Genomic DNA, 23,607 nt, shown 5'->3' on the forward strand with positions numbered 1-23,607 from the left:
CGCTCCTCTTTCAGCAGGTTCAGCCTCTTATCGCCTCTGCGTCCGTAAGTGCCTCTTGTGCGAGCCAGATCATTACACCCTGGCTGAGAATCGCTACTATGCGGGAAAGCAAAATGACCCTACAGGCAACAGCAGCAATGAGTGACAACATCAACCAGGAAATTACCTTCCGTAAACTCAGCGTCTTCATGATGTTTATGAGCAAGGGCAATATCGCCCGTACGGCGGAAGCGCTGGCGCTGAGCAGCGTCAGCGTGCATCGCGCACTGCATACGCTGGAAGAGGGCATCGACTGCCCGCTGTTTATCCACAAGGGCCGCAACCTGGTGCCGCTACCTGCCGCCTGGACGCTGCTGGACTACTGTCGCGATGTGACCACCCTGATGGGCAAAGGCATTGAAGAGGCGCGCAAAGTCGCAGGCATCGGCGGAGGGCGTCTGCGACTTGGCACGCTCTACTCCCTGACGCTGGAGACCATTCCCCGGCTGATCATGGGCATGAAGCTGCGTCGGCCCACGCTGGAGCTCGATCTGACCATGGGTTCCAATCAAATGCTGCTGAATATGCTGGAAGATGACGCGCTGGATGCGATTCTGATCGCCACCGATGACGGCGAACTCAGCGACGCGCATTTTGATGTGATTCCGCTGTTTGAGGACAGGATCTTTCTGGCCACACCGGCCGGTGAGACGCGGGACGGAGCTGGTCCGGTGGATCTGCGTGATTATGCCGACCGTGATTTTGTCTCGCTGGCTGAGGGGTTTGCCACCTATGCCGGTTCGCAGGAGGCATTTCAGATAGCCGGATTTGAACCGCGCATGGTCACCCAGGTGAATGACATCTTCTCGATGATAAGCCTGGTGCAGGCGGGCGTCGGCCTGGCACTGATCCCGGGACGGATGAAGAAGGTGTATGAAAACAACATTCAGCTGCTGACGCTCGCTGAGCCTTACCAGATGCGTCAGCAGATCTCGATTGTCTACTCACATCGCCGCGAACGGGATAATGACCTGCTGGCACTGGCGGCAGAAGGGCGGATGTACGCCCGCAGCCTTACTGACTTAGCCGTTTAACCAGATGGAGTGCAACCTCAACGCTGTTGCGCTCCAGACAAATCGCGTCGCCCTGCCAGCCCGCCTGAAGCGTCAGGCCGGTCAGCACATTGCCAGGCGGCATCTCAATCGCCAGTCGGGCATCGCGCTGATTGGCTGAAACCATCGCATCATTCCACTGCACCGTACGCGCCATATTAAAGGCAAGATCGTCGGCAATCTTCTCCGGCTCCCAAATCACGCGTCCGGTTGAACCGCTGAGGTAAGCGCAATGGGGACGGGAAAGGCTGACGGACCCGAACGCGCGCGCCAGTTCTGCGGCGGGCTTATCCAGCAGCGCGCAGTGCGACGGCACGCTCACCGCGAGTTTAATCGCTTTGCTGGCACCGGCATCCAGCGCTTTCTGCGCGACTACCGCCATATCCTCGTCGCGGCCAGCAATCACAATCTGCGTTTCCGCATTCAGGTTGGCGATATAGGTGTTGCTGCCGGGCAGCAGTTTCTCCAGACGACTCAGCGTCAGGCCGGTGATGGCGGTCAGGCCATATCCCTCCGGATAAGCCTGCTCCATCAGATCGCCGCGCAGCGCCACCAGCCGCAGAGCATCACTGAAATCCAGCGCGCCGGAAATCACCGCAGCAGGAAACGCGCCAATCGACAGACCGCTGACGATATCGGGTTTCACCCCACGGCGAATCAGCTCGCGCGCCCAGGCGACACCGCAAATCAGCAGACTGAGCTGCACGGCGCGCGTGTGGCGCAGTGCATCGGCACTGTCGAGCTGGTCAGTCTCGTCGCCCAGAACTGCACGCACGCTGTTTAACAGGGCGTCGCCGTCGGGAAGGTGCTGTAACATCCCGGCACGCTGAGTGCCCTGGCCGGGAAAGGTAAAGAGTATTTTCATTGTAGCTCCCTGCTCCAGGGTGAAGCGGTCAGTATCGGCCCGGTAACGGTTTTAACCAGCGCGCGGCCTTCACGCAGCCATTCGCTGAGGGCAAACGCGCCGGACGGCGTTTCTATCTGCGTATCGACCCGACAGGCCAGCGTGTCGGTTTGCGCCTGCCAGCGTTGCAGCGCATCGCGCGCCAGCGGCTCTGGCGCGCGAATAACTAAATCAAGATCGCTGGCGGCATGCAGCGTGGGTTGCTGAGTTGCCAGTGCGTAACCGGTACTGCCGGTAATGCCCCAGCGCCACGGCCAGTCGTGCTCACTGAGGGCAATCGCCGCGCCGACCGGCGCATAAGCGGTGAACGGCGAGGCAAGCAACTGCGCACGCGCCGCCAGCATCTCCGGCGTGACAACGCGAACGATATCCGCTGCATTGACCCATCCGGCGGCGCGCTGTTCGCGGCGCTCGCCGCGCACACCCACCGGTATCAGCCCGGTTTTGCTCCGGTCGCGCCGCACCACGACCGGAAGGCCGGGATGCCAGAACTGACTGACCCAGCTCTCACTGATGGCGGCTAAGGCGTTGCCGTCTCGCAGCCAGAGCAGATCGTGGGGGCGCGGTACAGAGCTCATATTACATTCCTGATGTCAGCGTAATGAACAGCGGTAATGACAAAATACAGAGAATAGAGCTGAGCAGCAGCACAGCCTCTGCATCCGGCGACTGCACGCCAAAGCGGTTGCCAAACACCACCCCGAAGAAACCGGCGGAGAGCGCAATCATCAGAATGGCGGTAATTGCCACCGGACCGCTGAGACCCAATGCCAGCACCAGACCCCAGGCGATAAAGGGCTGAATCAGCAGTTTAGTTACCGTGCCGACGCCCACCACCGCGTTGAGTTTCAGTTTGCGTGCCGACAGGATGACACCGGTCAGGAAGAGTGCAGCGGCGGTGGCAGCCAGACCCAGCGGTTTGATGGCGGCCAGCACCAGATCAGGCATTTTAACGCCCAGCGCTGATAACACCACGCCAATCAACGGTCCCAGTACGATCGGTTTTTTCACTGAACGCCACATCAGAATCGGCAGCATGGTCAGGGTTGAACCGTGTTCGGTGCCGTCGGCAAACGCTTTTTCACGTTCCAGAATCAGCAGGCAAAGCGGTGTAAGCAGCACTGAACCACAGGCGATGGAGACCGCTACCGAGAGCGAGGTGGCGCCATTTTCACCCAGTACGCTGGCCAGAATGGGCAGGCCCAGCGCGGCGTAATTTGGCAGCGCCACAGTCAGTGTCAGCACAGCCGCATCCTGCGGTGACTTTTTGAAAACTTTTGTAGCCGCGAAATAGACAGCCCCATAGGTAATCCACATTGCGCCGGTAATAACCACAATCAGCGGCCATTGCGCCACGATGCCCGGCCAGGGCGTTTGTACCGTGGCACTGAACAGCGCGGCGGGCAGCGCAAAATCCATGACGAAAATATTCAGCAGAGAGACGTCTTTGTTGTTGACCATTCCGGCCTTACCGGCCCAGAAACCCAGAAGCATGATGACAAAAATCGGAGCAAGGGCATGAACAATTATATAAATCATAAATCACCTGTATTTAAGAAAGAATTTTCTGTTAACAGCGATGTTTATAATTCTGAACACGGCCACTGCCCCGGGGCGCACTTAGCAATGCGCCCCGTCAGACCGGTTTCGGCAGGTTTATTTTTTTATTTAATTACCAGGTTGCGCGCATCCGCTCGCGAACCAGGGAGGAGCTGTGGCGATTGGATGCGCCCAGCCGGTTTTTCAGGCTCGGATCCTGACGCGCATCGCTAATGGCTTTCTGCAACGCGATCTCGACCATCGCCACATCGGCGTCAGAAGGCGCATCGGGATTGGCCACGTTCAGCAGATCGGAGAGCAGACCCAGCGTGGCGAAGTTATTCACGTCATAGGCCATCGGCGGAATGGTCGCCGCCAGTTTCTCCAGCGCCTCCACCGAACGCAGCGTGATACGTGCGGCGGACTCTTTACCCATGGCGTGCACCAGCACACCCTGATCGTTGAGCGCAATCAGGCGGTTGGCCTGATAACCGTGCGCCAGGAAGGCGCCAGACATCGCTTTGCCAACAATCAGCCCAATCACCGGATGACCCGCAAGGCGTGCTTTGGCATAAGCGCCTGCAGCCCCGGCCAGCGCCTGATGAATACCGAACGCCTCTTCGCGACGGCCATAGGCCTGACTCGGTACGTCGATCACCGCCACAATCGGGCGTTTTACGTCGCTGTTCTTGTCCTCTTCCAGCGTTTCATTCACCACTTTCGCCAGCGTCCAGCCTTCCAGCAGACCGACTTCGCCCCTCGCGGCACGCGGATAGTGGTTTTGTGCATCGGGCACCACGGCGATAAAGCGCACGCTTTCACCATTAAGTTCACCGTCCGCCACCTGGACAGAGGCACACAGGCCGCTGAGGCGCTGCGCATCAGGTGCAAGTTTTTCCAGCCAGATTGCACCGCGGCTGTTTGTCTGGGTCATTATTTATCCTCCCGGGCGAAAAGCTGTTTAATCTGCGCCGTGTCCGCCTGCTGACGGGTGTCGAACTGCGTCAGACGTGGCAGGAAATCGGCATATTTATCGCTGCGGTGCTGCGCCGGAACGCCTTTAGCGATGAAGTCATTCATCGCACTCTTAACCGCATTGACGCCATCACCAACCAGCGCATCGACCAGGCCGCTGGCGTAGCGGATTTCACCGCCAGTCATGCTCCAGATAAACGGGCGATCGCGCGAGTCATACTCTTCAATGCCCGCTTCCTGCTCAATCACCTGCGGACCGTTCAGCCCCAGGCGCGCTTCACGCGTCACAATCAGGTAGCTGCACAGCGCAGCGGCGATGGACATCCCGCCAAAGCAGCCGACGGTACCGGCAATAATGCCGATAACCGGGGTATAGCGGCGCAGATCGACAATCGCGGCATGAATATCGGCAATCGCCGCCAGCCCCAGATTGGCTTCCTGTAAACGCACGCCGCCGGTTTCCAGGCAGAGCACCGCCTGAGTGGGTATTCCATTGCGGTTGTCTTCGGCTGCCAGTTCCAGCGCCGCCGCCATTTTGGCACCGGAGACTTCGCCCATGCTGCCACCCTGGAAGGTGCCTTCAATGGCGATAACGACCGCAGGCTGACCGTTCAGCGTGCCGCGTGCCACCACCATGCCGTCATCTGACTGCGGCACCACACCCTGCGGGGCCAGCCACGGCGACATGATGCCTTCGAAAGGATCCAGCAGTTCGCGATAGCTGCCGTCGTCCAGCAGTGCACGGGCGCGCTCACGGGCGCGTAATTCAATAAAACTGGCATCGTTACGCATGGCTCACCTCCTCAAAAACCTGTTCAATACGGATACGCGCTACGCCGGGTGTCGCGCCGAAATCGTGAATAATCAGCTTTCCGGCGGGCAGACCGTTGGTTAAATTCAGGCGGTCAAACAGCGCCTTCCAGCGGGCGTCGCTGTTATCCAGTGAGGTGGTGATATCAATGCTAAGCGTTTGTCCTTCAGTTGCGGTGTACAGCACTTCCATATCACCGGAACCAACGACCCCTGCCAGAGCTTTACCGCTGAGTGAGCGGTTAGCAGGTAAAGATAATGTGATGTGTTCCATAATGGCCTCTAGAAATAAGAATGTTCAGGGGAACAGACCCGATCAATGAACAGCGTCGCGGCCAGCAAATCGGCGGCCCCGCCAGGCGAAGCGTTGAGTGACAGCATGCGCTGGTCGAGCTGCGCCAGCGCCTTCTGGCCGCCTGCTGTGCGACAGCCGCCAGACAGCAGCACGGCGCGTGCTCCCTGCTGCATCGCTTTCAGTCCGGTCATACCGGCCCGTGACAGCACGCAGGTATCGCTGAGCGAGGTCATGATCGCCATCAGCGCATCAAGGCGGGCTTCACTTTCACTGGCACCCGTTGCACGACTTGTCAGCAGCTGCGGCAGCGCCAGCTTCATTACGTGAGGAAACGCCTGTTGCGCCTCTTCGCGTGCGCCGGGCACCTGATAGCGATGCGTCGCTTTTAACCCTTTGCTGAACAGTTTTGGCGCGGCGCGGTCGGGCAGGCTGGCCAGCGCGGCTGCGGTGCGGGTCAGCTGGTCGGCACTGGCCGCGCCACCGTGCATGGCTGCAGCACTGACCAGCAGTCCCAGCGCCCAGATCGCACCCCGATGGGTGTTGACGCCGCCGGTTGCCGCCATCATCTGCTGTTCACCGTCACGGCCCAGCCGACCCACCGTTTCACGCAGGGCAATATCAGCAGGACGCAGCCAGCTGTGACGGGCCAGCGCCAGAAAGGTCGGCACAAGGCTGTGAGCGGAACGCTCCATCAGCGCCAGCGTCAGATCCTGATGCGCGCCGTTCCCCCGACTGTCTACCAGACCCGGCTTGGGGCTTAGCCGCGCTTCATCGGTCAGACAATCGCGCGCAATCGTCGCCAGCTGGCTGGCCTGCGCCTCGGTTTGAGTCTGCGACAGAAGTTTCATTACCAGCTCCGGAATTTTGCCGGTGGGTTATAAAGACCACCCGACCATTCCACCAGGTCAGAGACGCTGCTGGCGGCGAGCAGTGAGCGGGTCGCATCTGAACGACGAATGCCCATATCTTCCGGATAGACCACTTTGCCGCTTTTACGCAGGGCCGCCACGCGCGCCGCATCGACGCCAAGGCCGATATCGGTGATGCCGGCTACCGCAGCGACCATCGCACGGCGCTCTTCAAGGCTTTCCGCGCGATAGAGATAGGCAATACCCTCTTCGGTCAGCACGTGGGTGACGTCATCGCCATAGATCATCACGGGTGCCAGCGGCATACCGGTCGATTTCGCCACTTCAACGGCATCAAGCGTTTCAACAAAGGTCGGTTTGGCACCGGCCTGGAAGGTTTCCACCATCTGAACCACCAGTTTTTTACCGCGCTGCATCGGGTCCGGTTCGGTGATCATATTGAGCCATGCAGGCGTGGCATGACGTCGGCCGTGCGGATCGTGGCCCATGTTAGGCGCACCGCCGAAACCGGAAAGGCGACCGCGGGTCACGGTTGAGGAGTTTGCCAGGCCATCGACCTGCAGGGTGGCACCGATAAACATATCCACCGCATACTGACCTGCCAGCTGACAGAAGGCGCGGTTAGAGCGCATAGAGCCGTCGCTGCCGGTGAAGAAGATATCGGGACGGGCGCGAATGTACTCTTCCATGCCCAGTTCGCCACCGAAGCAGTGCACGCTTTCAACCCAGCCGCTCTCAATCGCCGGGATCAGCGTCGGATGCGGGTTAAGGGTCCAGTGCTTACAGATTTTGCCTTTCAGGCCGAGTTGTTCGCCGTAGGTAGGCAGCAGCAGTTCGATCGCGGCGGTGTTAAAACCGATACCGTGGTTAAGTGACTGCACCTGATGTTCGGCGTAAATGCCTTTAATCGCCATCATCGCCATCAGGATATGTTCCTGTTTAATCAGGCGCGGATCGCGGGTAAACAGCGGTTCGATAAAGAAAGGTTTATCGGCTACGACGATGTAATCGATCCAGGAGCCGGGAATATCGACGCGGGGCAGGTCGGTCTCGTCATCGACCAGCTCATTTACCTGGGCAATCACGATACCGTCACGGAACGCGGCGGCTTCCACCAGGGCAGGCGTATCTTCAGTACTCGGGCCGGTGTAAAGGTTGCCTTTGCGGTCAGCTTTATAACCGGCAATCAGCGCGACGTTTGGACTCAGATCGACATAAAGGCGGGAATAGAGTTCGATATAGGTGTGGATTGCGCCTATTTCCAGCTGACCATCTTCTAACAACTGAGAAATACGCAGACTTTGCGGACCGGAAAAAGAGAAGTCGAGTTTACGCGCAATGCCTTTTTCGAAAATATCCAGATGCTCACTGCGACCCACGCTCGGCATAATCATATGCAGGTCGTGTACTATCGCCGGATTAACCTCAGCCAGGGTACGTGATAAAAAATCGGCCTGCTTCTGGTTATTCCCTTCCAGTACCACCCGGTCGCCCGGTGCAATCAGTTTTTCAAATGCTTCTACAGCTCTTTCAGTAGGAATGACTTTGCCATCAACAGGGAAGGATGCCAGACGACGCGCTTTTTCACTGCGGCGTGTGTTCCATTCCCGGGCAGGCGTTTGGCCTGTGTTCATTTCAACCTCCTGATTAAAATAACGGTTGTTTCGTTTTTTACTGAGGAAAGTTTGTGCTTTCTGATGACGTCGTTCAATTAAGCAAAAAGCCTGAACGTTATATTTACAGTAACAATAGGATGTGAACGTTTTGATATGCGAAGCAGAAAGAGTTGAGTTTAGGCGCTGACCAAAAATGTGATCGCATAAACGGATTTCTGTATAAAAAATGGTTTGAGCCTGGCATTTTTAATAAAAAGTTCGTCGTACAAAAATAAACTCTGCTACACGCTGAAAAGCGCAACCTGTCGGATCAGCACCCGGATTCACCGACCCGCTATCGCAGACATAAAAAAAGCAGGCCGAAGCCTGCTTTCTGATTCTTTAGTTAGTTACTGTCCGTTTATGATGCCAGCGACAGGGCGGGTTTAGCTTTCGCTGCCAGCCACTCGGTGACTCGCGCCTGCTGCTCTTTGGTCAGCCACATGCCCTGTTTGGTACGACGCCAGATAGCATCATCCAGCTCACGAACCCACTCATGCTGCACCAGGTAGCGTAATTCTGCTTCGTAAAACTCGTGACCGAAGTTCTCGCCCAGATCGTCCAGGCTTTTCGCGCCAGCCAGCAGGGTTTCAGTGCTGCTGCCGTAGGTGCGCGAGAAGTGGCGCGCCATATTTTCACTGATAAATGGATAGCGACGACGCAGGCTGGCCGCATAATCTTCACGGGTGCCGGAGATATTTCCGCCTGGCAACACGCAGTTCTTCGTCCATGCCGGGCCCGCGTTCGGGTAGTACTTCGCCAGTTTCTCCAGCGCATGTTCTGCCAGCTTACGGTAGGTGGTCAGCTTGCCGCCAAATACCGACAGCAGCGGAGCCTGACCATTATCGTCGCGCACATCCAGGGTGTAATCACGGGTGATCGCCTGTGGCGAATCGGATTCGTCATCACACAGCGGACGGACACCGGAATAGGACCAGACGATATCGTCAGCGGTCAGCTGCTTTTTAAAGTGTCCGTTGAACACTTTCAGCAGATAGTCGGTCTCGCTGTCATCAATATTGACGTTTTTCGGATCGCCTTTGTACTCGACGTCGGTGGTACCGATTATAGAGAACTCATCCATCCACGGGATGACAAATACGATGCGGTTATCTTCGTTCTGCAGAATGTAAGCCTGCTTTTCGGTATGGACGCGTGGCACCACAATGTGGCTGCCCTTGATCAGGCGAATACCGTAAGGTGATTTCAGCTTCAGACTGTCGTCGAACAGCTGTTTGACCCACGGGCCGGCAGCATTGACCAGGCCTTTCGCCTGCCAGGTAAAGGTTTTACCGCTGTCGACATCTTCCGCTTCGACCTTCCACAGGCCGCCTTCACGCCAGGCACGGGTCACGCGGGTGCGGGTACGGACTTCGCCGCCACGCTTCACGACTTCCTGTGCGTTCAGTACCACCATGCGGGCATCATCGACCCAGCAGTCAGAATATTCGAATCCGCGCGTAATTTCCGGCTTCAGGGCCGAATCCGCGCCAAATCGCAAACTTTTACTGCCTGGCAGACTGGTACGCTTGCCAAGATGGTCATACATAAACAGGCCGGTACGGATCATCCACGCCGGACGCAGATGCGGACGGTGCGGCAGACGGAAGCGCATCGGGAACGCCAGATGCGGAGCCATTTTCAGCAGCACTTCACGCTCGGCCAGTGCTTCACTGACCAGACGGAATTCGTAATGTTCAAGGTAGCGCAAGCCGCCGTGAATCAGTTTTGAACTGGCAGAGGAGGTCGCGCAAGCCAAATCCCGCGCCTCCAGCATTAACACCGACAGTCCGCGTCCTGCAGCGTCTGCTGCAATGCCGGCACCGTTGATGCCGCCGCCGATCACGATCAGGTCTTTGGTTTCCACGTCATCTCCTCCGATGTTCGGAATAGTTCACTAATGTTCGTTTTCGAGCATAATCATAATCGCAAACCAACATTGACGCCAGCTTTTAACCAGGTAAAAACATTTTTGCGTGATATAGCTAACATTCTGCCCACCAAAAAAACCGATAGCCGTAACGATTGTCAGGTTATTGGCGTGGATTCTCGGGTTACACTACGCGCTATTGTGACGCTGTTATGAGAGATCCCATGGAAACGTTCGAATGTATTGATGTGCAGCAGGCGCAGGCGCGTCTGGCGCAGGGTGCGCTGCTGGTAGATATCCGCGATCCGCAAAGTTATGCCCTGGGTCATGCGGCGGGTGCGTTGCATCTGACCAACACCAACCTCAGCGATTTTGTCAGCGGTGCCGATCACAGCCTGCCGGTGCTGGTGATGTGCTATCACGGCAACAGCAGCAAAAGCGCGGCACAATATCTGCTGGGACAGGGCTTCAGCGCGGCGTACAGCATTGATGGCGGCTTTGATGCCTGGCGTGCTGCCTTTCCTCAGCAGGTTGCCCTCGGCAGCGAATAGATTGCCGCTCGTCACATGGAGAGTTACTGATGCGCATTACCCAATTTAATCAGCCCCGCATGGCGCAGGCCTTTGTTGACTACATGGCGACGCGGGGCATCACGCTGCGTATTGAGCATGAAAATCACTACGTCATCATGCTGGATGATGAGAGCAAGATTTCACTGGTCGAAAACGAACTCCAGCAGTTTTTGCACGACCCTAACCATCCGCGTTATCAGGCCGCCAGCTGGCACAGCGGAAAAACTGACAGTGGCCTGCGCTATGAGCGCAGCAATATCTGGGCGAATATCCGTGAGCGTGCCGGTCCGCTGACCATGACGCTGATGGTGCTCTGTATCGCGATATTTATTCTGATGCAGGTCATGGGCGATCGCACCGTGATGGCCTGGCTCTCCTGGCCGGATGCCGATCAGCATCTTCAGGTCTGGCGCTGGTTCAGCCATGCGCTGCTGCACTTTTCACTGCTGCACATTCTGTTTAATCTGATGTGGTGGTGGTATCTGGGCGGCGCGGTTGAGAAGCGACTTGGCAGCGGCAAACTCTTTGTCATCCTGCTGATTTCGGCTCTGCTCAGCGGCTGGCTGCAGGCGAAGTTCAGCGGCATCTGGTTTGGTGGCCTGTCGGGCGTGGTCTATGCCCTGATGGGTTACTGCTGGCTGCGCGGGGAGCGCGATCCCGACAGCGGCGTCTATCTTGAACGGGGATTGATCGGTTTTGCGCTGGTCTGGCTGGTGATTGGCTGGTTTGGCGTCTTTGGTCTGGCTATTGCCAACGCGGCGCACGTCGCCGGTCTGGTGGTCGGACTGGCGATGGCGCTGGTGGATACGCGTAAAGTCACGCGTCGTTAGACAGGATTATGCGGGTTAACAGGAGAGGAACGTGAAGCAGACGCAACGTCATGACGCGATTATCGATTTAGTCCGTCGTCAGGGATATGTCAGTACTGAGGAGCTGGTGGATCATTTTGAGGTCAGCCCGCAAACCATTCGTCGCGATCTCAACGATCTGGCCGATCAGAACAAAATTCAGCGTCACCACGGCGGCGCGGCGCTTCCCTCCAGCTCTGAGAATACCGCCTGGCACGACCGTAAAATGATGTGGTCAGCGGAAAAAGCGCGGATTGCCCAGCGCGTGGCCAGCCAGATCCCGGATGGTGCCACGCTGTTTATCGATATCGGCACCACGCCGGAAGCGGTGGCGCATGCGCTGCTCAACCACAGCGATTTGCGCGTGGTCACCAATAACCTTAACGTCGCCATGCTGCTGATGGATAAACCCGATTTCCGGGTCATTATCGCGGGCGGTGAAGTGCGGACCCGTGATGGCGCGGTAATGGGTGAAGCGACGCTCGACTTTATTTCTCAGTTCCGGCTCGACTACGGCATTCTGGGGATCAGCGGCATCGATATGGATGGTTCGCTGCTGGAGTTTGACTATCACGAAGTCCGCACCAAGCGCGCCATCATTGAAAATTCACGCTGCGTGATGCTGGTGGTGGATCACTCGAAGTTTGGCCGGAACGCCATGGTCAACCTCGGCAACATGAGTCTGCTTGACTACCTCTACACGGACAAAACGCCGCCTGCCAGCGTAATGAAGGTGATTGAGCAGCATGAGGTTCACCTCGAACTCTGCTGATTCCTGCCACGCCAGCCCCCCGGCTGGCGTTTTTCTTTGATTGCTGTCGCTTTTTTCCTCACTCCCGTCTTTACTTAACGGTTGCTGGCACCCGGTTGCCAGTCCGTGCGCTTTCTATTTTTGCTTCACCTCATTGCGTAACAGAAGGGAGTGATATGCCGCAGCAAAAATTTAATAAAGCCCGTTTTAATGCCGCCTTTACCCGCCAGTGGCAACAATTAAGTCTCCGTTCCGCCCAGCAGATGACCCCGCACCAGGCGTGGCAGGCGGTCAGCGCGGCGCTGGCGGAGCTACTGGACGCACAACCGGCACCGCGTCCGGCTGTGCAGCAGCGTCACGTTAATTACCTCTCGATGGAGTTTCTGATTGGCCGTCTGACCGGCAACAACCTGCTCAATCTCGGCTGGTATAACGACGTCAAAGCGGCGCTGGCTGAGCACGAGTTCGATTTAACGGAACTGCTGGAGCAGGAGGTCGATCCGGCGCTGGGTAACGGCGGGCTGGGACGACTGGCCGCCTGCTACATGGATTCGATGGCAACGGTGGGGCAGTCCGCCACCGGCCACGGACTGAATTACCAGTACGGCCTGTTTCGCCAGTCTTTCGATGATGGCCAGCAAATTGAAGCGCCCGATGACTGGCAACGTGAGCGCTATCCCTGGTTCCGCCACAACGCGGCGCTGGATGTGGAAGTCGCGATGGGTGGCCGGGTAGAAAAGCAGGAAAACGGCGGTGTACGCTGGCTGCCCGATTTTACGCTGCGCGGTGAGGCCTGGGATTTGCCGGTGACCGGCTACCGCAACGGTGTGACGCTGCCGCTGCGCCTGTGGCAGGCAGTGAGTGCGCATCCGTTTGATCTCACGGCGTTTAACGACGGTAATTTTCTGCAGGCGGAGCAGCCGGGCATCGAGGCGGCAAAACTGACCAAAGTGCTCTATCCCAATGACAACCATCAGGCCGGCAAGCGGCTGCGCCTGATGCAGCAATATTTCCAGTGCGCCTGTGCGGTGGCGGATATCCTGCGTCGTCACCATCTGGCGGGACGCAGCATTCACAGCCTGCCTGACTTTGAAGTGATTCAGCTCAACGATACGCATCCCACCATCGCCATCCCGGAGATGCTGCGCGTGCTGCTGGATGAGCATCAGCTGAGCTGGGATGAGGCGTGGCAGATCACCAGCCGGTTGTTTGCCTACACCAACCACACGCTGATGCCGGAGGCGCTGGAGCGCTGGGATGAGAAGCTGATGCGCAGCCTGCTGCCGCGCCATATGCTGATCATCAAAGAGATCAACCAGCGGCTGAAAAAGCAGGTGAAGCAGCGCTGGCCGGATGACAAAGCGATGTGGCACAAGCTGGCGGTGGTCGCTGACGGTCAGGTGCGGATGGCGAATCTCTGCGTCGTCAGCGGGTTTGCGGTCAACGGCGTGGCGGCGCTGCACTCAAGCCTGGTGGTCAGCGATCTTTTCCCGGAATATCACCAGCTCTGGCCGCAGAAATTCCACAACGTCACCAACGGCATCACGCCACGCCGCTGGCTGAAGCAGTGTAATCCGGCGCTGGCCGGGCTGATTGATGAGACGCTGAAAACCGAGTGGGCCAATAACCTTGAGGCGTTAAGCGGTCTGGAGGCCTATGCCGACGATCAGGCGTTTCGTCAGCGCTATCGCAGCATCAAACAGCAGAATAAAGCGCAGCTCACAGAGTATATCGCCCGCCACACGGGGATTATCGTGAACCCGGCCGCGCTGTTCGATGTGCAGATCAAACGGCTGCATGAGTACAAGCGCCAGCACCTCAGCCTGCTGCATATCCTCTACTGCTATCAGAAGCTCTGTCATAACCCGGAGGATGTCACCTTTACGCCACGGGTGTTCCTGTTCGGGGCCAAAGCCGCGCCGGGTTATTACCTCGCCAAAAATATCATTTACGCCATTAACAAGGTGGCGGAGGTGGTGAACAACGATCCACGGGTCGGTGACCGACTCAAAGTGGTGTTTATCCCGGACTACCGCATCACCGTGGCCGAACTGATGATCCCGGCGGCCGATCTCTCAGAGCAGATCTCCACCGCCGGGTATGAAGCCTCCGGCACCGGCAACATGAAGCTGGCATTGAACGGTGCGCTGACGATTGGCACGCTGGATGGCGCCAATGTCGAGATTGCCGAACAGGTGGGTGAGGAGAATATCTTTATCTTTGGTCACACCGTGGATGAGGTCAAAGCGCTCAAGGCGAAAGGCTATAACCCGAAAAAGGTGCGTAAGCAGAACAAGCCGCTGGACGATCTACTGAAATCGCTGGAGAAGGGCAAATTCAGCAACGGGGATAAACATGCGTTTGACCTGATGCTGGAGAGCCTGACGAAACATGGCGATCCCTGGCTGGTGCTGGCCGATTTCCAGGCCTACATCGAGGCGCAGCAACGGGTTGAAGCCCTGTGGCGCGACCCGGAAGGCTGGACCCGCGCCGCCATCCTCAATACGGCACGAACCGGCATGTTCAGTTCGGACCGGTCAATTCGTGACTATCAGCAACGTATCTGGCAGGCACCGCGCTAAGGAGCAGCAATGAAGCAACATTCACTCGGTCAGGCCGCCCGTGCCGCGGGAATTTCACTGGACTACATCAACGTCAATGGCGAGAAAGAGGCGATCAGCGATGAGACCCTGCAGGCGCTGCTGGCGGTGATGGACGATCCGCAGGACGCAAAAAAATCGCCGCTGCCGCCGGTCGCGGTGTTCAGCGGCAGTGGCAAGCGACAGCTGACGCCACAGGGCAGCGGCGTTTACCGCTGGCAGTTGCAGACTGAAAACGGCAAACAGCACAGCGGCGAGTTAACCGCCGGTGAGCCTTTTACGCTGCCTGGTCCGCTGGCACAGGGGTACCACCAGCTCACACTCAGTAAGGGCAAAAAAAGCTGGCAGACGCGGATTATCGTCGCGCCGCGCCGCTGCTATCTGCCTCCGGCGCTGGAGGCGGGGGAAAAACGCTGGGGTGCGCTGGTGCAGCTCTACACCGTGCGCTCTGAACAGAACTGGGGCATTGGCGACTTCGGCGATCTCGACCAGCTGCTGGTGCAGCTGGCTGAACGCGGTGGCGATTTCGTCGGGCTGAATCCGCTGCATGCGCTCTATCCCGCCAGCGCCGGTTTCGCCAGTCCGTACAGCCCGTCGTCGCGCCGCTGGCTGAACGTAATCTATATCGACGTCAGTCAGGTGGCCGATTTTCAGCAAAGCGCGGCGGCACAGAAGTGGTGGAAAAGCGCCAGAACCCAGAGGGCGCTGACCAAAGCGCGTGAGGCGGAGCTGGTTGACTACGAGGCCGTAATGGCGCTTAAGCTCGCTGCGCTGCGGCACGCCTGGGCACACTTTCAGACGCGAGACAGCCAGAGCGAAGAGCATCAATCCTGGGCGGCCTTTGTGCATGAAGGCGGCGACAGCCTGCGTTATCAGGCCGCCTACGACGGCATACAGCTGGAGCGGCGGGCAGATAAGGCGCAGCAGGGCGGCTGGCCTGCGTGGCCGGAAGGGTGGCGCAACAGCCAGTTGCCGGAGGTGCAGCAGTGGTGTGCACAGCATGAAGAGGAGATCGCTTTCTGGCAGTGGCTGCAATGGCTGGCGCAGCAGCAGTTCTCTGGCTGCTGGACGCACAGTCAGGCGCTGGGCATGAGCGTCGGACTCTATCGTGACCTGGCAGTGGGCGTGGCGGAAGGCAGCGCGGAAACCTGGCACGACCCGGAGCTTTACCGCCTCAAGGCCTCGGTGGGTGCGCCGCCTGACCGTCTCGGTCCGCTGGGACAAAACTGGGGCTTACCGCCGATGGATCCGCATGTAATGAAGGCGCGCGGCTACCAGCCATTTATCGACATGCTGCGCGCCAATATGCGCGACTGCGGCGCGTTGCGCATCGACCATGTGATGTCACTGCTGCGTCTGTGGTGGGTGCCTGCCGGGGAGACGGCGGATAAAGGCGCCTATGTGGCCTATCCGGTCAACGATCTGTTGGGCATCCTGGCGCTGGAGAGCCACCGGCTGCGCTGCATGGTGATTGGCGAAGACCTGGGCACAGTGCCCCAGGAGATTGTCAGCCTGCTGCGTAAAAGTGGCGTCTTTTCATGGAAGGTGCTCTGGTTTGAGCAGGAGAAGGATGAGCGCTATCGCGCGCCGCAGGACTATCCGCGCCAGTCGATCGCCAGCGCCAGTACGCACGATCTGCCTACGCTGACCGGCTTCTGGGAGCAGGGCGACCTGGCGCTGGGTGAGAAGATTGGCCTCTATCCGGGCGATGCGGTGAAAGCGTTACATCAGCAGCGCGCCGCGCAGAAGCAGGCGCTGCTGGATGCGCTGCATCAGGCGGGTGCCTTACCGGCACGCAGCCAGAAGAAGGCAGAGAAGCTCACCATGACGCCTGCGCTGAATCGGGCAATACATCGCTTCCTGGCGGATACCGACAGTGCGCTGCTTGGCCTGCAGCCTGAGGACTGGCTTGGCATGACCACGCCGGTCAACGTCCCGGGCACGGTGGAGCAGTACCCTAACTGGCGACGCAAGCTGAGCAAAACGCTGGAGGAGATCTTTGCGGACAAAGAAGTGAATGCACTGCTGAAGGTGGTCAGCCAGCAGCGTCAGTCAGGACAGAAAGGGTAATAACAGAAGCGCGGCAGCCAGGCTGCCGCGCTTAATCATCAGTAGAACGAGTGTTCACCGCGCTGATGCTCAGTAATATCCCGCACGCCTTTGAGTTCCGGGAAGGCGGCCAGCAGCTCTTTCTCGATACCATCTTTCAGGGTCACGTCGATCATCGAACAGCCGTTACAGCCGCCGCCAAACTGCAGAATGGCGTAGCCCTCATCGGTGATCTCCATCAGCGACACGCGACCGCCATGGCCGGCCAGCTGTGGGTTGATCTGCGCCTGAAGCAGATACTCAACGCGCTCAACCATTGGCGCATCATCAGAGACTTTACGCATTTTGGCATTCGGCGCTTTCAGCGTCAGCTGTGAACCAAGATTGTCGGTGACGAAGTCAATTTCAGCATCTTCCAGATACGGCTTGCTCAGTTCATCAACGTAAGCAGAGAGCTTTTCGAACTTCAGTTCGGTGTCAGTAGCTTCAACGGCATCGGGCGGACAGTAAGAGACGCCACACTCGGCTGTTGGCGTACCCGGGTTAATCACGAATACGCGAATCTGGGTGCCATCTTCTTGTTTGGATAGCAGTTTAGAAAAATGTTCCTGGGCAGAGTCAGTAATTCGGATCATGTCGATTGCTCAATAGTTGACTAATTTAGTTGGTTATAATACGCCCATCAAAGACGCTCTACAAGGTACGGCACAGGCACCAGACCTGCACGCTGGCGGCACCCTGGGCCATTAACAGGCGGCTGATTTCATCTACCGTACTGCCGGTGGTAATGACGTCATCCAGCAGAGCGATATGGCGTCCCTGCACCACCATTTCAAGGCAGAAAGCACCCCGTAAGTTGGTGCGGCGCTGGCGGGCGCTGAGCTGATGCTGTAATGCGCCCCCGCGCTTGCGGGAAAGACCTTCGCGCCATTCACATCCCAGCCAGTGCGCCAGCGGTTCGGCCAGCAGTACCGTCTGATTAAAGCCGCGCTGCCAGCGTCGTCGCCGATGCAGCGGAACCGGCAGCAGCAGATCGGGACGCGGCACACTGCCACGCCGGTAAACATTAAGCCAGCTTAGCAAAAGCAGCCGCGCCAGCATCACCCTGAGTGCGGTTATGTGAGAAAATTTAAGCTGGTTAACCCACTGGCTGAACGGCGGACAATAGTCATTGACGCAGACCAGCGCCTGCCAGGCGGGCGGTTTAAGCTGGCAGCGGCCGCAGGCGACCTTTGCTGAACCTGCCGGCAATCCGCAGCGTGGACAGAGCAGCGGTAACGGCGGTAATCCGCGCAGACATAAGCTGCAGATGCCGTGCCGGGCTATCCGCAACGGCATCCGGCATAGCCAACACAGGGCGGGCATTGCTAGCATAGCGACCTCCTTATCATTTTCGGGATAGTAACTGATGACGTCGCTCTACTGGCACACCTGCGGAGAAGGAAAACGCGATCTTGTGCTGCTGCACGGATGGGGACTGAATGCCGAAGTCTGGCAAAGCATCATTCCGCGACTCAGCGCGCACTATCGCCTGCATCTGGTCGATCTGCCCGGCTATGGCCGCAGCCAGCATTTCGGTGCGCTGACGCTGGAGCAGATGGCAGAACAGTTGCTGCCTGCGCTGCCACCGCAGGCGATTGTGGTGGGCTGGTCGCTGGGCGGACTGGTGGCGACGCAGCTGGCGCTGAGTGCGCCAGAAAAACTGGCTGCATTGATCACCGTTGCCTCGTCGCCCTGTTTCACCGCCACAGAGAGCTGGCCCGGCATTAAACCGGAGACGCTGCAGAACTTTCAGCAGATGCTCAGCAACGATTTCCAGCGCACGGTGGAGCGCTTTCTGGCGCTGCAGACGCTGGGTACCGAAACGGCTCGCGCCGATGCGCGGCAGCTGAAAGAGGTGGTGCTGTCGCAGCCGATGCCGGAGGTGGCGGTGCTGGATGGCGGACTGGAGATTCTGCGCCAGGTCGATCTGCGCGACGCGTTACCGCAGATTACGCTGCCGTTCCTGCGACTCTATGGCGCGTTAGATGGACTGGTGCCGCGCCGGATTGCGGCGGAGATAGATGAAATGTTGCCAGCATCGCCTTCAGTGGTTATCGAAAAAGCCGCACATGCGCCTTTTATTTCCCATCCTGAGCGCTTTTGCCTGCATATTGTTAATTTTATCAGTAATCTGCCGTGATAATGACGCTTTGAACTGGCAAAATCGCAGACAGCAGCAATACTTCTCTCTGTGAGCGAGGCCGTTGCAATTTTATGTGATTAGTCATGGAAATGACTATGCCGTTCCATACTGCCTTACGCGTTTAGCGGCTGCTTACATCTCACAATGGATCATGAATGAGGGTAAACATAATGAAGGTTTTTAAATGGGTTGTGGCTTCAATGATGATGGGCGCGATTTCATTTTCTGCGATGGCAGCGAAAGAAGTCACCAAAGAAGAAGTTAAGACAATGAACCTGCAGAAGATCGGCACCGTTAACACCACGGCGGAAACCACCTCGCCAATGGATGCTAAAAAAGTGCTGTCGCAGCTCGCTGACGAAAAAGGCGGTAAATATTACCTGGTGATCGCGGGTCGCGAACACGGTAAATTCAGCGCAACGGCTGAAGTCTACAAGTAATTAACGTAGCCACATGAACTGCCAGGCATCCAGCTTAACCGGCTGGGTGCCATCAATTTTCTCTCCGCTCACTACATCCTGCAACGTATGCGCCACCGGCAATTGCGTCTCCACTGACCGTCCACTGAGATTAAACACGCACAGCAGCCCGTCACCGCTTTCTGGCTGATGACGTCTGAGCACCAGCACGGCGTTTTCGCTCTCATAAAGCGTCATCGGATTATCCGGGTGAAACGCAGGCTGGCGACGACGCAGCTGAATCAGCTGGCCGAGCCGCGTATAGACCTGCTGGCGCAGCCAGTTACCGCCCGCCAGATCCGCTTCTATCTGCTGTAAATCATACTTCTGCCGATTAATCGCCCGGTTGTGTCCGGCGGCGCGCACGCCATCGTAATGGTTACGACCACCCAGAATGCTCTGGATATAGATGGCAGGCACGCCGGGAAAGACCAGCAGAATCGCATGGGCCAGCAAAAAACGTTTCAGCCGCGTGGCGTCATCGTCATCTTCACGGTTGAGCGCATCCAGATAGGTGACGTTGATTTCATAGGGGCTGGTGGTGCCGTCAGGGTTGTTTTTATAGGAGACCAGCGCGCCTTCCAGCGCCAGATCGCGCACCAGCGCCACAATCTCCACTTCAGACAAAATGCCGCGCGCCGGATTAAGGCCGATGCCGTCGTGTGACGCCAGAAAGTTGAAAAAGGTGGTGTCGTTGCTGCTGAGATCCAGAGCGCTCGCCCACTGCCGCAGTGCGCGCGCCGAGCCGGTGTGAATCGCATGCAGCACCAGTGGCGGCAACGAAAACTGATAGACCATCTGCGCCTCATCGTGCCCGTTGCCCAGATAGCTGATGTTGTCCTGATGCGGCACATTAGTCTCGGTGATAATCACCGTGCCAGGCGCAACCTGGTCGGCAATAGCGCGAAACAGCTTCACCAGCTGATGAGTCTTTTCCAGATGAATACAGCGCGTGCCGGGCGTTTTCCACATGTAGCCGACCGCATCGAGACGCACATAGTCAGCGCCGCGTTTCAGGTAGTCGAGCAGCACATTGACCATGCGCAGCAGCACCTCAGGATTGGCAAAGTTGAGGTCGATCTGGTCGGCGCTGAAGGTGGTCCAGATAAAGCGGGTTTCGCCATCCGCCATTTTAAACGGCGTCAGCAGCGGCGAGGTGCGCGGACGCGTCACGGCGCTGAGATCGGTGGCGGGCGGCATACTGATAAAGAAATCGTCCCAGCCGGGATCCTGCGCCAGGAAGTGGCTGAACCAGGCGCTGTGTGCCGACATATGGTTGCAGACAAAATCGAACATCAGCCGGGTTTCCTGATGCAGCCGCGCAATGTCCTGCCAGTCGCCGCACAGCGGATCGACCTGATGGTAATCAATCACCGAAAAGCCGTCATCGGACGACCAGGGGAAAAAGGGCAACAGGTGAACCAGCGGAAACGTGGATTGCAGGTGCTGCTGATAGAACCGGGAAAAGGTGCTGAGCGTGGGTTTATCGGCTTCGCGAAACTGATCGGCATAGGTGATCAGCACCACATCCTGCTCATCCCAGTGTGCCTTGCGCGGCAGCTTAATGGCCTCGCGGGCGGTGGCGATGTCAGCCAGCAGGCGCGCAAAGGTCGCCTCCGGAAATGTGCCAGCATAAATCTTATCAATCAGATCGGTGATCGTTTCCATCGTGAATTGGGTGCCACAGCAGGTGTTGTTTTTATGACAGGCGTCTTTTTAGCGTAGCGCGATGGCGGGGATTTTCAACCGGGGAGAAGGGTGTGAAGAGGGGGCCAGGCAGTGGCCCCCTGAAAAGCTTAGCGTTTTTTACCGAAAGCCGCAGCCAGCGCATCACCCATCGCACTGTTACCTGCTGACGAGCTGACCGGACGCGGACGACCTTTCGCGTTGTTCTGACGTTTCTCCTCGCGCGGAGCAGCGTTTTTCGCGCCACCACGGGCATTGCCTTCGCCTGGCTGCTCATCAAGACGCATGGTCAGGGCAATACGCTTGCGCTGGAGATCGACCTCCATCACTTTCACTTTGACGATATCGCCCGCTTTCACCACCTGATGCGGATCTTCCACGAAGCGATCGGAGAGCGAAGAGATATGCACCAGGCCATCCTGATGCACGCCGATATCCACAAATGCACCGAAGTTGGTCACGTTAGTGACGGCACCTTCGAGGATCATGCCCGGCGTCAGATCGTTCAGCGTCTCTACGCCTTCAGCGAACTGTGCAGTTTTAAACTCAGGACGCGGATCGCGGCCCGGCTTCTCAAGCTCTTTCATGATGTCGGTGACGGTCGGCAGACCAAAACGTTCATCAATGAAATCGCGGGCGCTGAGATTACGCAGGCTGCCTGCGTTGCCCATCAGATCGCTCAGTGCCTGCTCGGTGGCGGCCAGGATGCGCTCCACCACCGGGTAGGCTTCCGGATGCACAGTCGAGGCATCCAGCGGGTTATCGCCATGGTTGATGCGCAGGAAGCCCGCACACTGCTCAAAGGCTTTTGGCCCAAGACGGCTCACTTTCAGCAACTGCTGACGGTTCTGGAAGCGGCCATGCTCATCACGCCAGCCGACAATATTCTGCGCCATCATGCGCGTCAGGCCCGCCACGCGGGTCAGCAGCGGCACCGAGGCGGTGTTGAGGTCAACGCCGACGGCGTTCACGCAATCTTCCACTACCGCGTCGAGTTTCTTCGCCAGCTGGCTCTGACTGACGTCATGCTGATACTGACCCACACCGATCGATTTCGGGTCGATTTTCACCAGCTCAGCCAGCGGATCCTGCAAACGTCGGGCAATCGACACCGCGCCGCGCAGCGAAACATCGAGATCCGGGAACTCCAGCGCCGCCAGTTCAGAGGCCGAATAGACAGATGCGCCAGCTTCACTGACAATCACTTTTTGCGCCGTGACCTGCGGGAACTGCTGCTGCAGATCCAGGAAGAAGCGCTCAGTTTCACGTGAAGCGGTGCCGTTGCCAATCGCCACCAGCTCAACCTGATGCTTAATGCAGAGTGCGGCTACGGCGGCTGCGGCTTTCGCGGTCTGGCCGGTATGCGGATAGACGGTATCGGTCGCGACGACCTTGCCGGTGGCATCGACCACCGCCACTTTGACGCCGGTGCGCAGGCCCGGATCCAGCCCCATGGTGGCGCGCATACCGGCGGGAGCGGCCATCAGCAGATCGTGCAGGTTGCGGGCAAAGACGTTAATCGCTTCATCTTCTGCGCGTTCGCGCACCGTGCCCATCAGCTCCGTTTCCAGATGCAGCATCACCTTGATGCGCCACGTCCAGCTCACCACCGCTTTACGCCAGCTGTCGGCAGGAGCGTTATTCAGGCGCAGGTTCAGGTGCTCAGCAATCAGCGTTTCGCCGTGGCTTTCACGCGGTGCTTCATCAAACTGTGGATCGGCATTCAGCGACAGTTGCAGCACGCCTTCGTTGCGGCCACGCAGCATCGCCAGCGCACGGTGCGACGGCACGCCGCTCAGCGCTTCGTGGTGATCAAAGTAGTCGCGGAACTTCGCGCCCGCTTCCTCTTTGCCTTCCACCACGCGTGACACCAGATGGGCATTTTTCCACAGGTAGTTACGCACCTTCGCCAGCAGCGCGGCATCTTCAGCGAAACGCTCCATCAGAATGTAGCGGGCACCATCCAGCGCGGCACGGACGTCGGCGACACCTTTGTCGGCATCGACATACTGTTCGGCAAGCTGCTCAGGAATGTGAGACGGCTCCTGCCACAGCGTCTCCGCCAGCGGCTCCAGACCCGCTTCGATAGCGATCTGTCCACGCGTCCGGCGTTTCTGTTTGTAGGGCAGGTAGAGATCTTCAAGCTCGGTTTTGCTGAGGGTGGTGTTGATCGCGCGGGCGAGGTCGTCAGTGAGTTTCCCCTGATCGTCAATCGACTTCAGAATCGACTGGCGTCGCTCTTCAAGTTCACGCAGATAGCTGAGGCGGGTTTCCAGCTGGCGCAACTGGGTATCATCCAGCCCGCCGGTGACCTCTTTACGATAGCGTGCGATAAACGGCACGGTATTCCCTTCATCCAGCAGGCGAACGGCGGCGTCAACTTGCTCTGGACGCGCCTTGAGCTCACTGGCAATTATCTGGCTCAGAACTTTCATCATCAGGATTGTCTT

The 23,607-nt window shown here is 58.1% G+C and carries 21 protein-coding genes; 8 read left to right on the forward strand and 13 right to left on the reverse strand.

The window, feature by feature from the left end; genetic code table 11:
• Positions 1-137 precede the first annotated feature (137 nt).
• Positions 138-1,073, forward strand: coding sequence for a LysR family transcriptional regulator (locus OK412_RS19205; protein WP_069025462.1), 936 nt, complete (start codon positions 138-140; stop codon positions 1,071-1,073).
• Here the strand turns inward: OK412_RS19205 and mdcH are convergent.
• The 9 genes from mdcH to glpD all read right to left on the reverse strand — a co-directional run bounded on the left by mdcH (position 1,054) and on the right by glpD (position 10,005).
• Positions 1,054-1,956, reverse strand: coding sequence for a malonate decarboxylase subunit epsilon (gene mdcH / locus OK412_RS19210; protein ID WP_010253234.1), 903 nt, complete (start codon positions 1,954-1,956; stop codon positions 1,054-1,056). The two genes, OK412_RS19205 and mdcH, sit on opposite strands and share 20 nt — an antisense overlap.
• Positions 1,953-2,573, reverse strand: a complete 621-nt coding sequence (locus OK412_RS19215) for a malonate decarboxylase holo-ACP synthase (RefSeq protein WP_264353449.1) — start codon at positions 2,571-2,573, stop codon at positions 1,953-1,955. Before OK412_RS19215 ends, mdcH begins: the two co-directional genes overlap by 4 nt.
• Before the next feature lies 1 nt (position 2,574).
• Positions 2,575-3,534, reverse strand: coding sequence for an AEC family transporter (locus OK412_RS19220; RefSeq protein WP_010253228.1), 960 nt, complete (start codon positions 3,532-3,534; stop codon positions 2,575-2,577).
• A gap of 133 nt (positions 3,535-3,667) precedes the next feature.
• A complete protein-coding gene (gene mdcE, locus OK412_RS19225) occupies positions 3,668-4,468 on the reverse strand; it encodes a biotin-independent malonate decarboxylase subunit gamma (protein ID WP_033768059.1) in 801 nt (266 codons plus the stop codon).
• Complete coding sequence (locus tag OK412_RS19230) at positions 4,468-5,301, reverse strand: biotin-independent malonate decarboxylase subunit beta (protein ID WP_010253223.1); 834 nt, start codon at positions 5,299-5,301, stop codon at positions 4,468-4,470. The genes mdcE and OK412_RS19230 overlap by 1 nt, the downstream gene beginning before the upstream one ends.
• Complete coding sequence (gene mdcC / locus OK412_RS19235) at positions 5,294-5,593, reverse strand: malonate decarboxylase acyl carrier protein (RefSeq protein ID WP_010253220.1); 300 nt, start codon at positions 5,591-5,593, stop codon at positions 5,294-5,296. Before mdcC ends, OK412_RS19230 begins: the two co-directional genes overlap by 8 nt.
• Before the next feature lie 8 nt (positions 5,594-5,601).
• Complete coding sequence (locus tag OK412_RS19240; protein WP_022624028.1) at positions 5,602-6,462, reverse strand: triphosphoribosyl-dephospho-CoA synthase; 861 nt, start codon at positions 6,460-6,462, stop codon at positions 5,602-5,604.
• On the reverse strand, positions 6,462-8,117 hold the full coding sequence (mdcA, locus tag OK412_RS19245) for a malonate decarboxylase subunit alpha (RefSeq protein WP_010253213.1): 1,656 nt from the start codon (positions 8,115-8,117) through the stop codon (positions 6,462-6,464). The genes OK412_RS19240 and mdcA overlap by 1 nt, the downstream gene beginning before the upstream one ends.
• Positions 8,118-8,499: 382 nt before the next feature.
• On the reverse strand, positions 8,500-10,005 hold the full coding sequence (gene glpD / locus OK412_RS19250; protein WP_010671548.1) for a glycerol-3-phosphate dehydrogenase: 1,506 nt from the start codon (positions 10,003-10,005) through the stop codon (positions 8,500-8,502).
• Positions 10,006-10,232: 227 nt separating this feature from the next.
• Between glpD and glpE the strand changes: the two genes are divergently transcribed.
• From glpE to malQ, 5 genes are all read left to right on the forward strand, one after another.
• On the forward strand, positions 10,233-10,559 hold the full coding sequence (gene glpE / locus OK412_RS19255; RefSeq protein WP_033759026.1) for a thiosulfate sulfurtransferase GlpE: 327 nt from the start codon (positions 10,233-10,235) through the stop codon (positions 10,557-10,559).
• A gap of 29 nt (positions 10,560-10,588) precedes the next feature.
• The gene (gene glpG / locus OK412_RS19260; RefSeq protein WP_010671549.1) at positions 10,589-11,410 is read left to right on the forward strand and encodes a rhomboid family intramembrane serine protease GlpG; all 822 of its coding nucleotides are present in this window, start codon (positions 10,589-10,591) and stop codon (positions 11,408-11,410) included.
• A 31-nt stretch (positions 11,411-11,441) separates the two neighbouring features.
• Positions 11,442-12,200 (forward strand): DeoR/GlpR family transcriptional regulator, encoded by a 759-nt coding sequence (locus OK412_RS19265; protein ID WP_010253201.1) that lies wholly within the window; start codon positions 11,442-11,444, stop codon positions 12,198-12,200.
• A gap of 155 nt (positions 12,201-12,355) precedes the next feature.
• Positions 12,356-14,761 (forward strand): maltodextrin phosphorylase, encoded by a 2,406-nt coding sequence (malP, locus tag OK412_RS19270; protein WP_187505966.1) that lies wholly within the window; start codon positions 12,356-12,358, stop codon positions 14,759-14,761.
• Between the two features lie 9 nt (positions 14,762-14,770).
• Positions 14,771-16,849, forward strand: coding sequence for a 4-alpha-glucanotransferase (malQ, locus tag OK412_RS19275; RefSeq protein WP_264353450.1), 2,079 nt, complete (start codon positions 14,771-14,773; stop codon positions 16,847-16,849).
• Positions 16,850-16,887: 38 nt separating this feature from the next.
• On the opposite strand, the gene nfuA is transcribed toward malQ, so the two are convergent.
• Both nfuA and gntX read right to left on the reverse strand, forming a co-directional pair.
• Entirely contained in the window at positions 16,888-17,463 is a 576-nt protein-coding gene (gene nfuA / locus OK412_RS19280) for a Fe-S biogenesis protein NfuA (protein ID WP_010253194.1), read from the reverse strand.
• A 58-nt stretch (positions 17,464-17,521) separates the two neighbouring features.
• The gene (gene gntX / locus OK412_RS19285; RefSeq protein WP_264353451.1) at positions 17,522-18,202 is read right to left on the reverse strand and encodes a DNA utilization protein GntX; all 681 of its coding nucleotides are present in this window, start codon (positions 18,200-18,202) and stop codon (positions 17,522-17,524) included.
• 34 nt (positions 18,203-18,236) lie between these two features.
• Here gntX and bioH point away from each other — a divergent pair, with 34 nt between their 5' ends.
• Both bioH and OK412_RS19295 read left to right on the forward strand, forming a co-directional pair.
• Positions 18,237-19,010 carry a pimeloyl-ACP methyl ester esterase BioH gene (bioH, locus tag OK412_RS19290; protein WP_264353452.1) on the forward strand — a complete coding sequence of 258 codons (774 nt, stop codon included), beginning with the start codon at positions 18,237-18,239 and terminating at the stop codon, positions 19,008-19,010.
• A gap of 173 nt (positions 19,011-19,183) precedes the next feature.
• Positions 19,184-19,453: a YdgH/BhsA/McbA-like domain containing protein gene (locus OK412_RS19295; protein WP_010253187.1), complete on the forward strand. Its 270-nt coding sequence runs from the start codon at positions 19,184-19,186 to the stop codon at positions 19,451-19,453.
• On the opposite strand, the gene OK412_RS19300 is transcribed toward OK412_RS19295, so the two are convergent.
• Positions 19,454-21,139, reverse strand: coding sequence for an alpha-amylase family glycosyl hydrolase (locus tag OK412_RS19300; RefSeq protein ID WP_022624034.1), 1,686 nt, complete (start codon positions 21,137-21,139; stop codon positions 19,454-19,456).
• A gap of 128 nt (positions 21,140-21,267) precedes the next feature.
• Positions 21,268-23,595: a Tex family protein gene (locus tag OK412_RS19305; protein ID WP_033768072.1), complete on the reverse strand. Its 2,328-nt coding sequence runs from the start codon at positions 23,593-23,595 to the stop codon at positions 21,268-21,270.
• Positions 23,596-23,607 lie beyond the last annotated feature (12 nt).

Origin of the sequence: Pantoea sp. JV6 (assembly GCF_025910055.1) — a bacterium.
Taxonomy (GTDB): domain Bacteria; phylum Pseudomonadota; class Gammaproteobacteria; order Enterobacterales; family Enterobacteriaceae; genus Pantoea; species Pantoea agglomerans.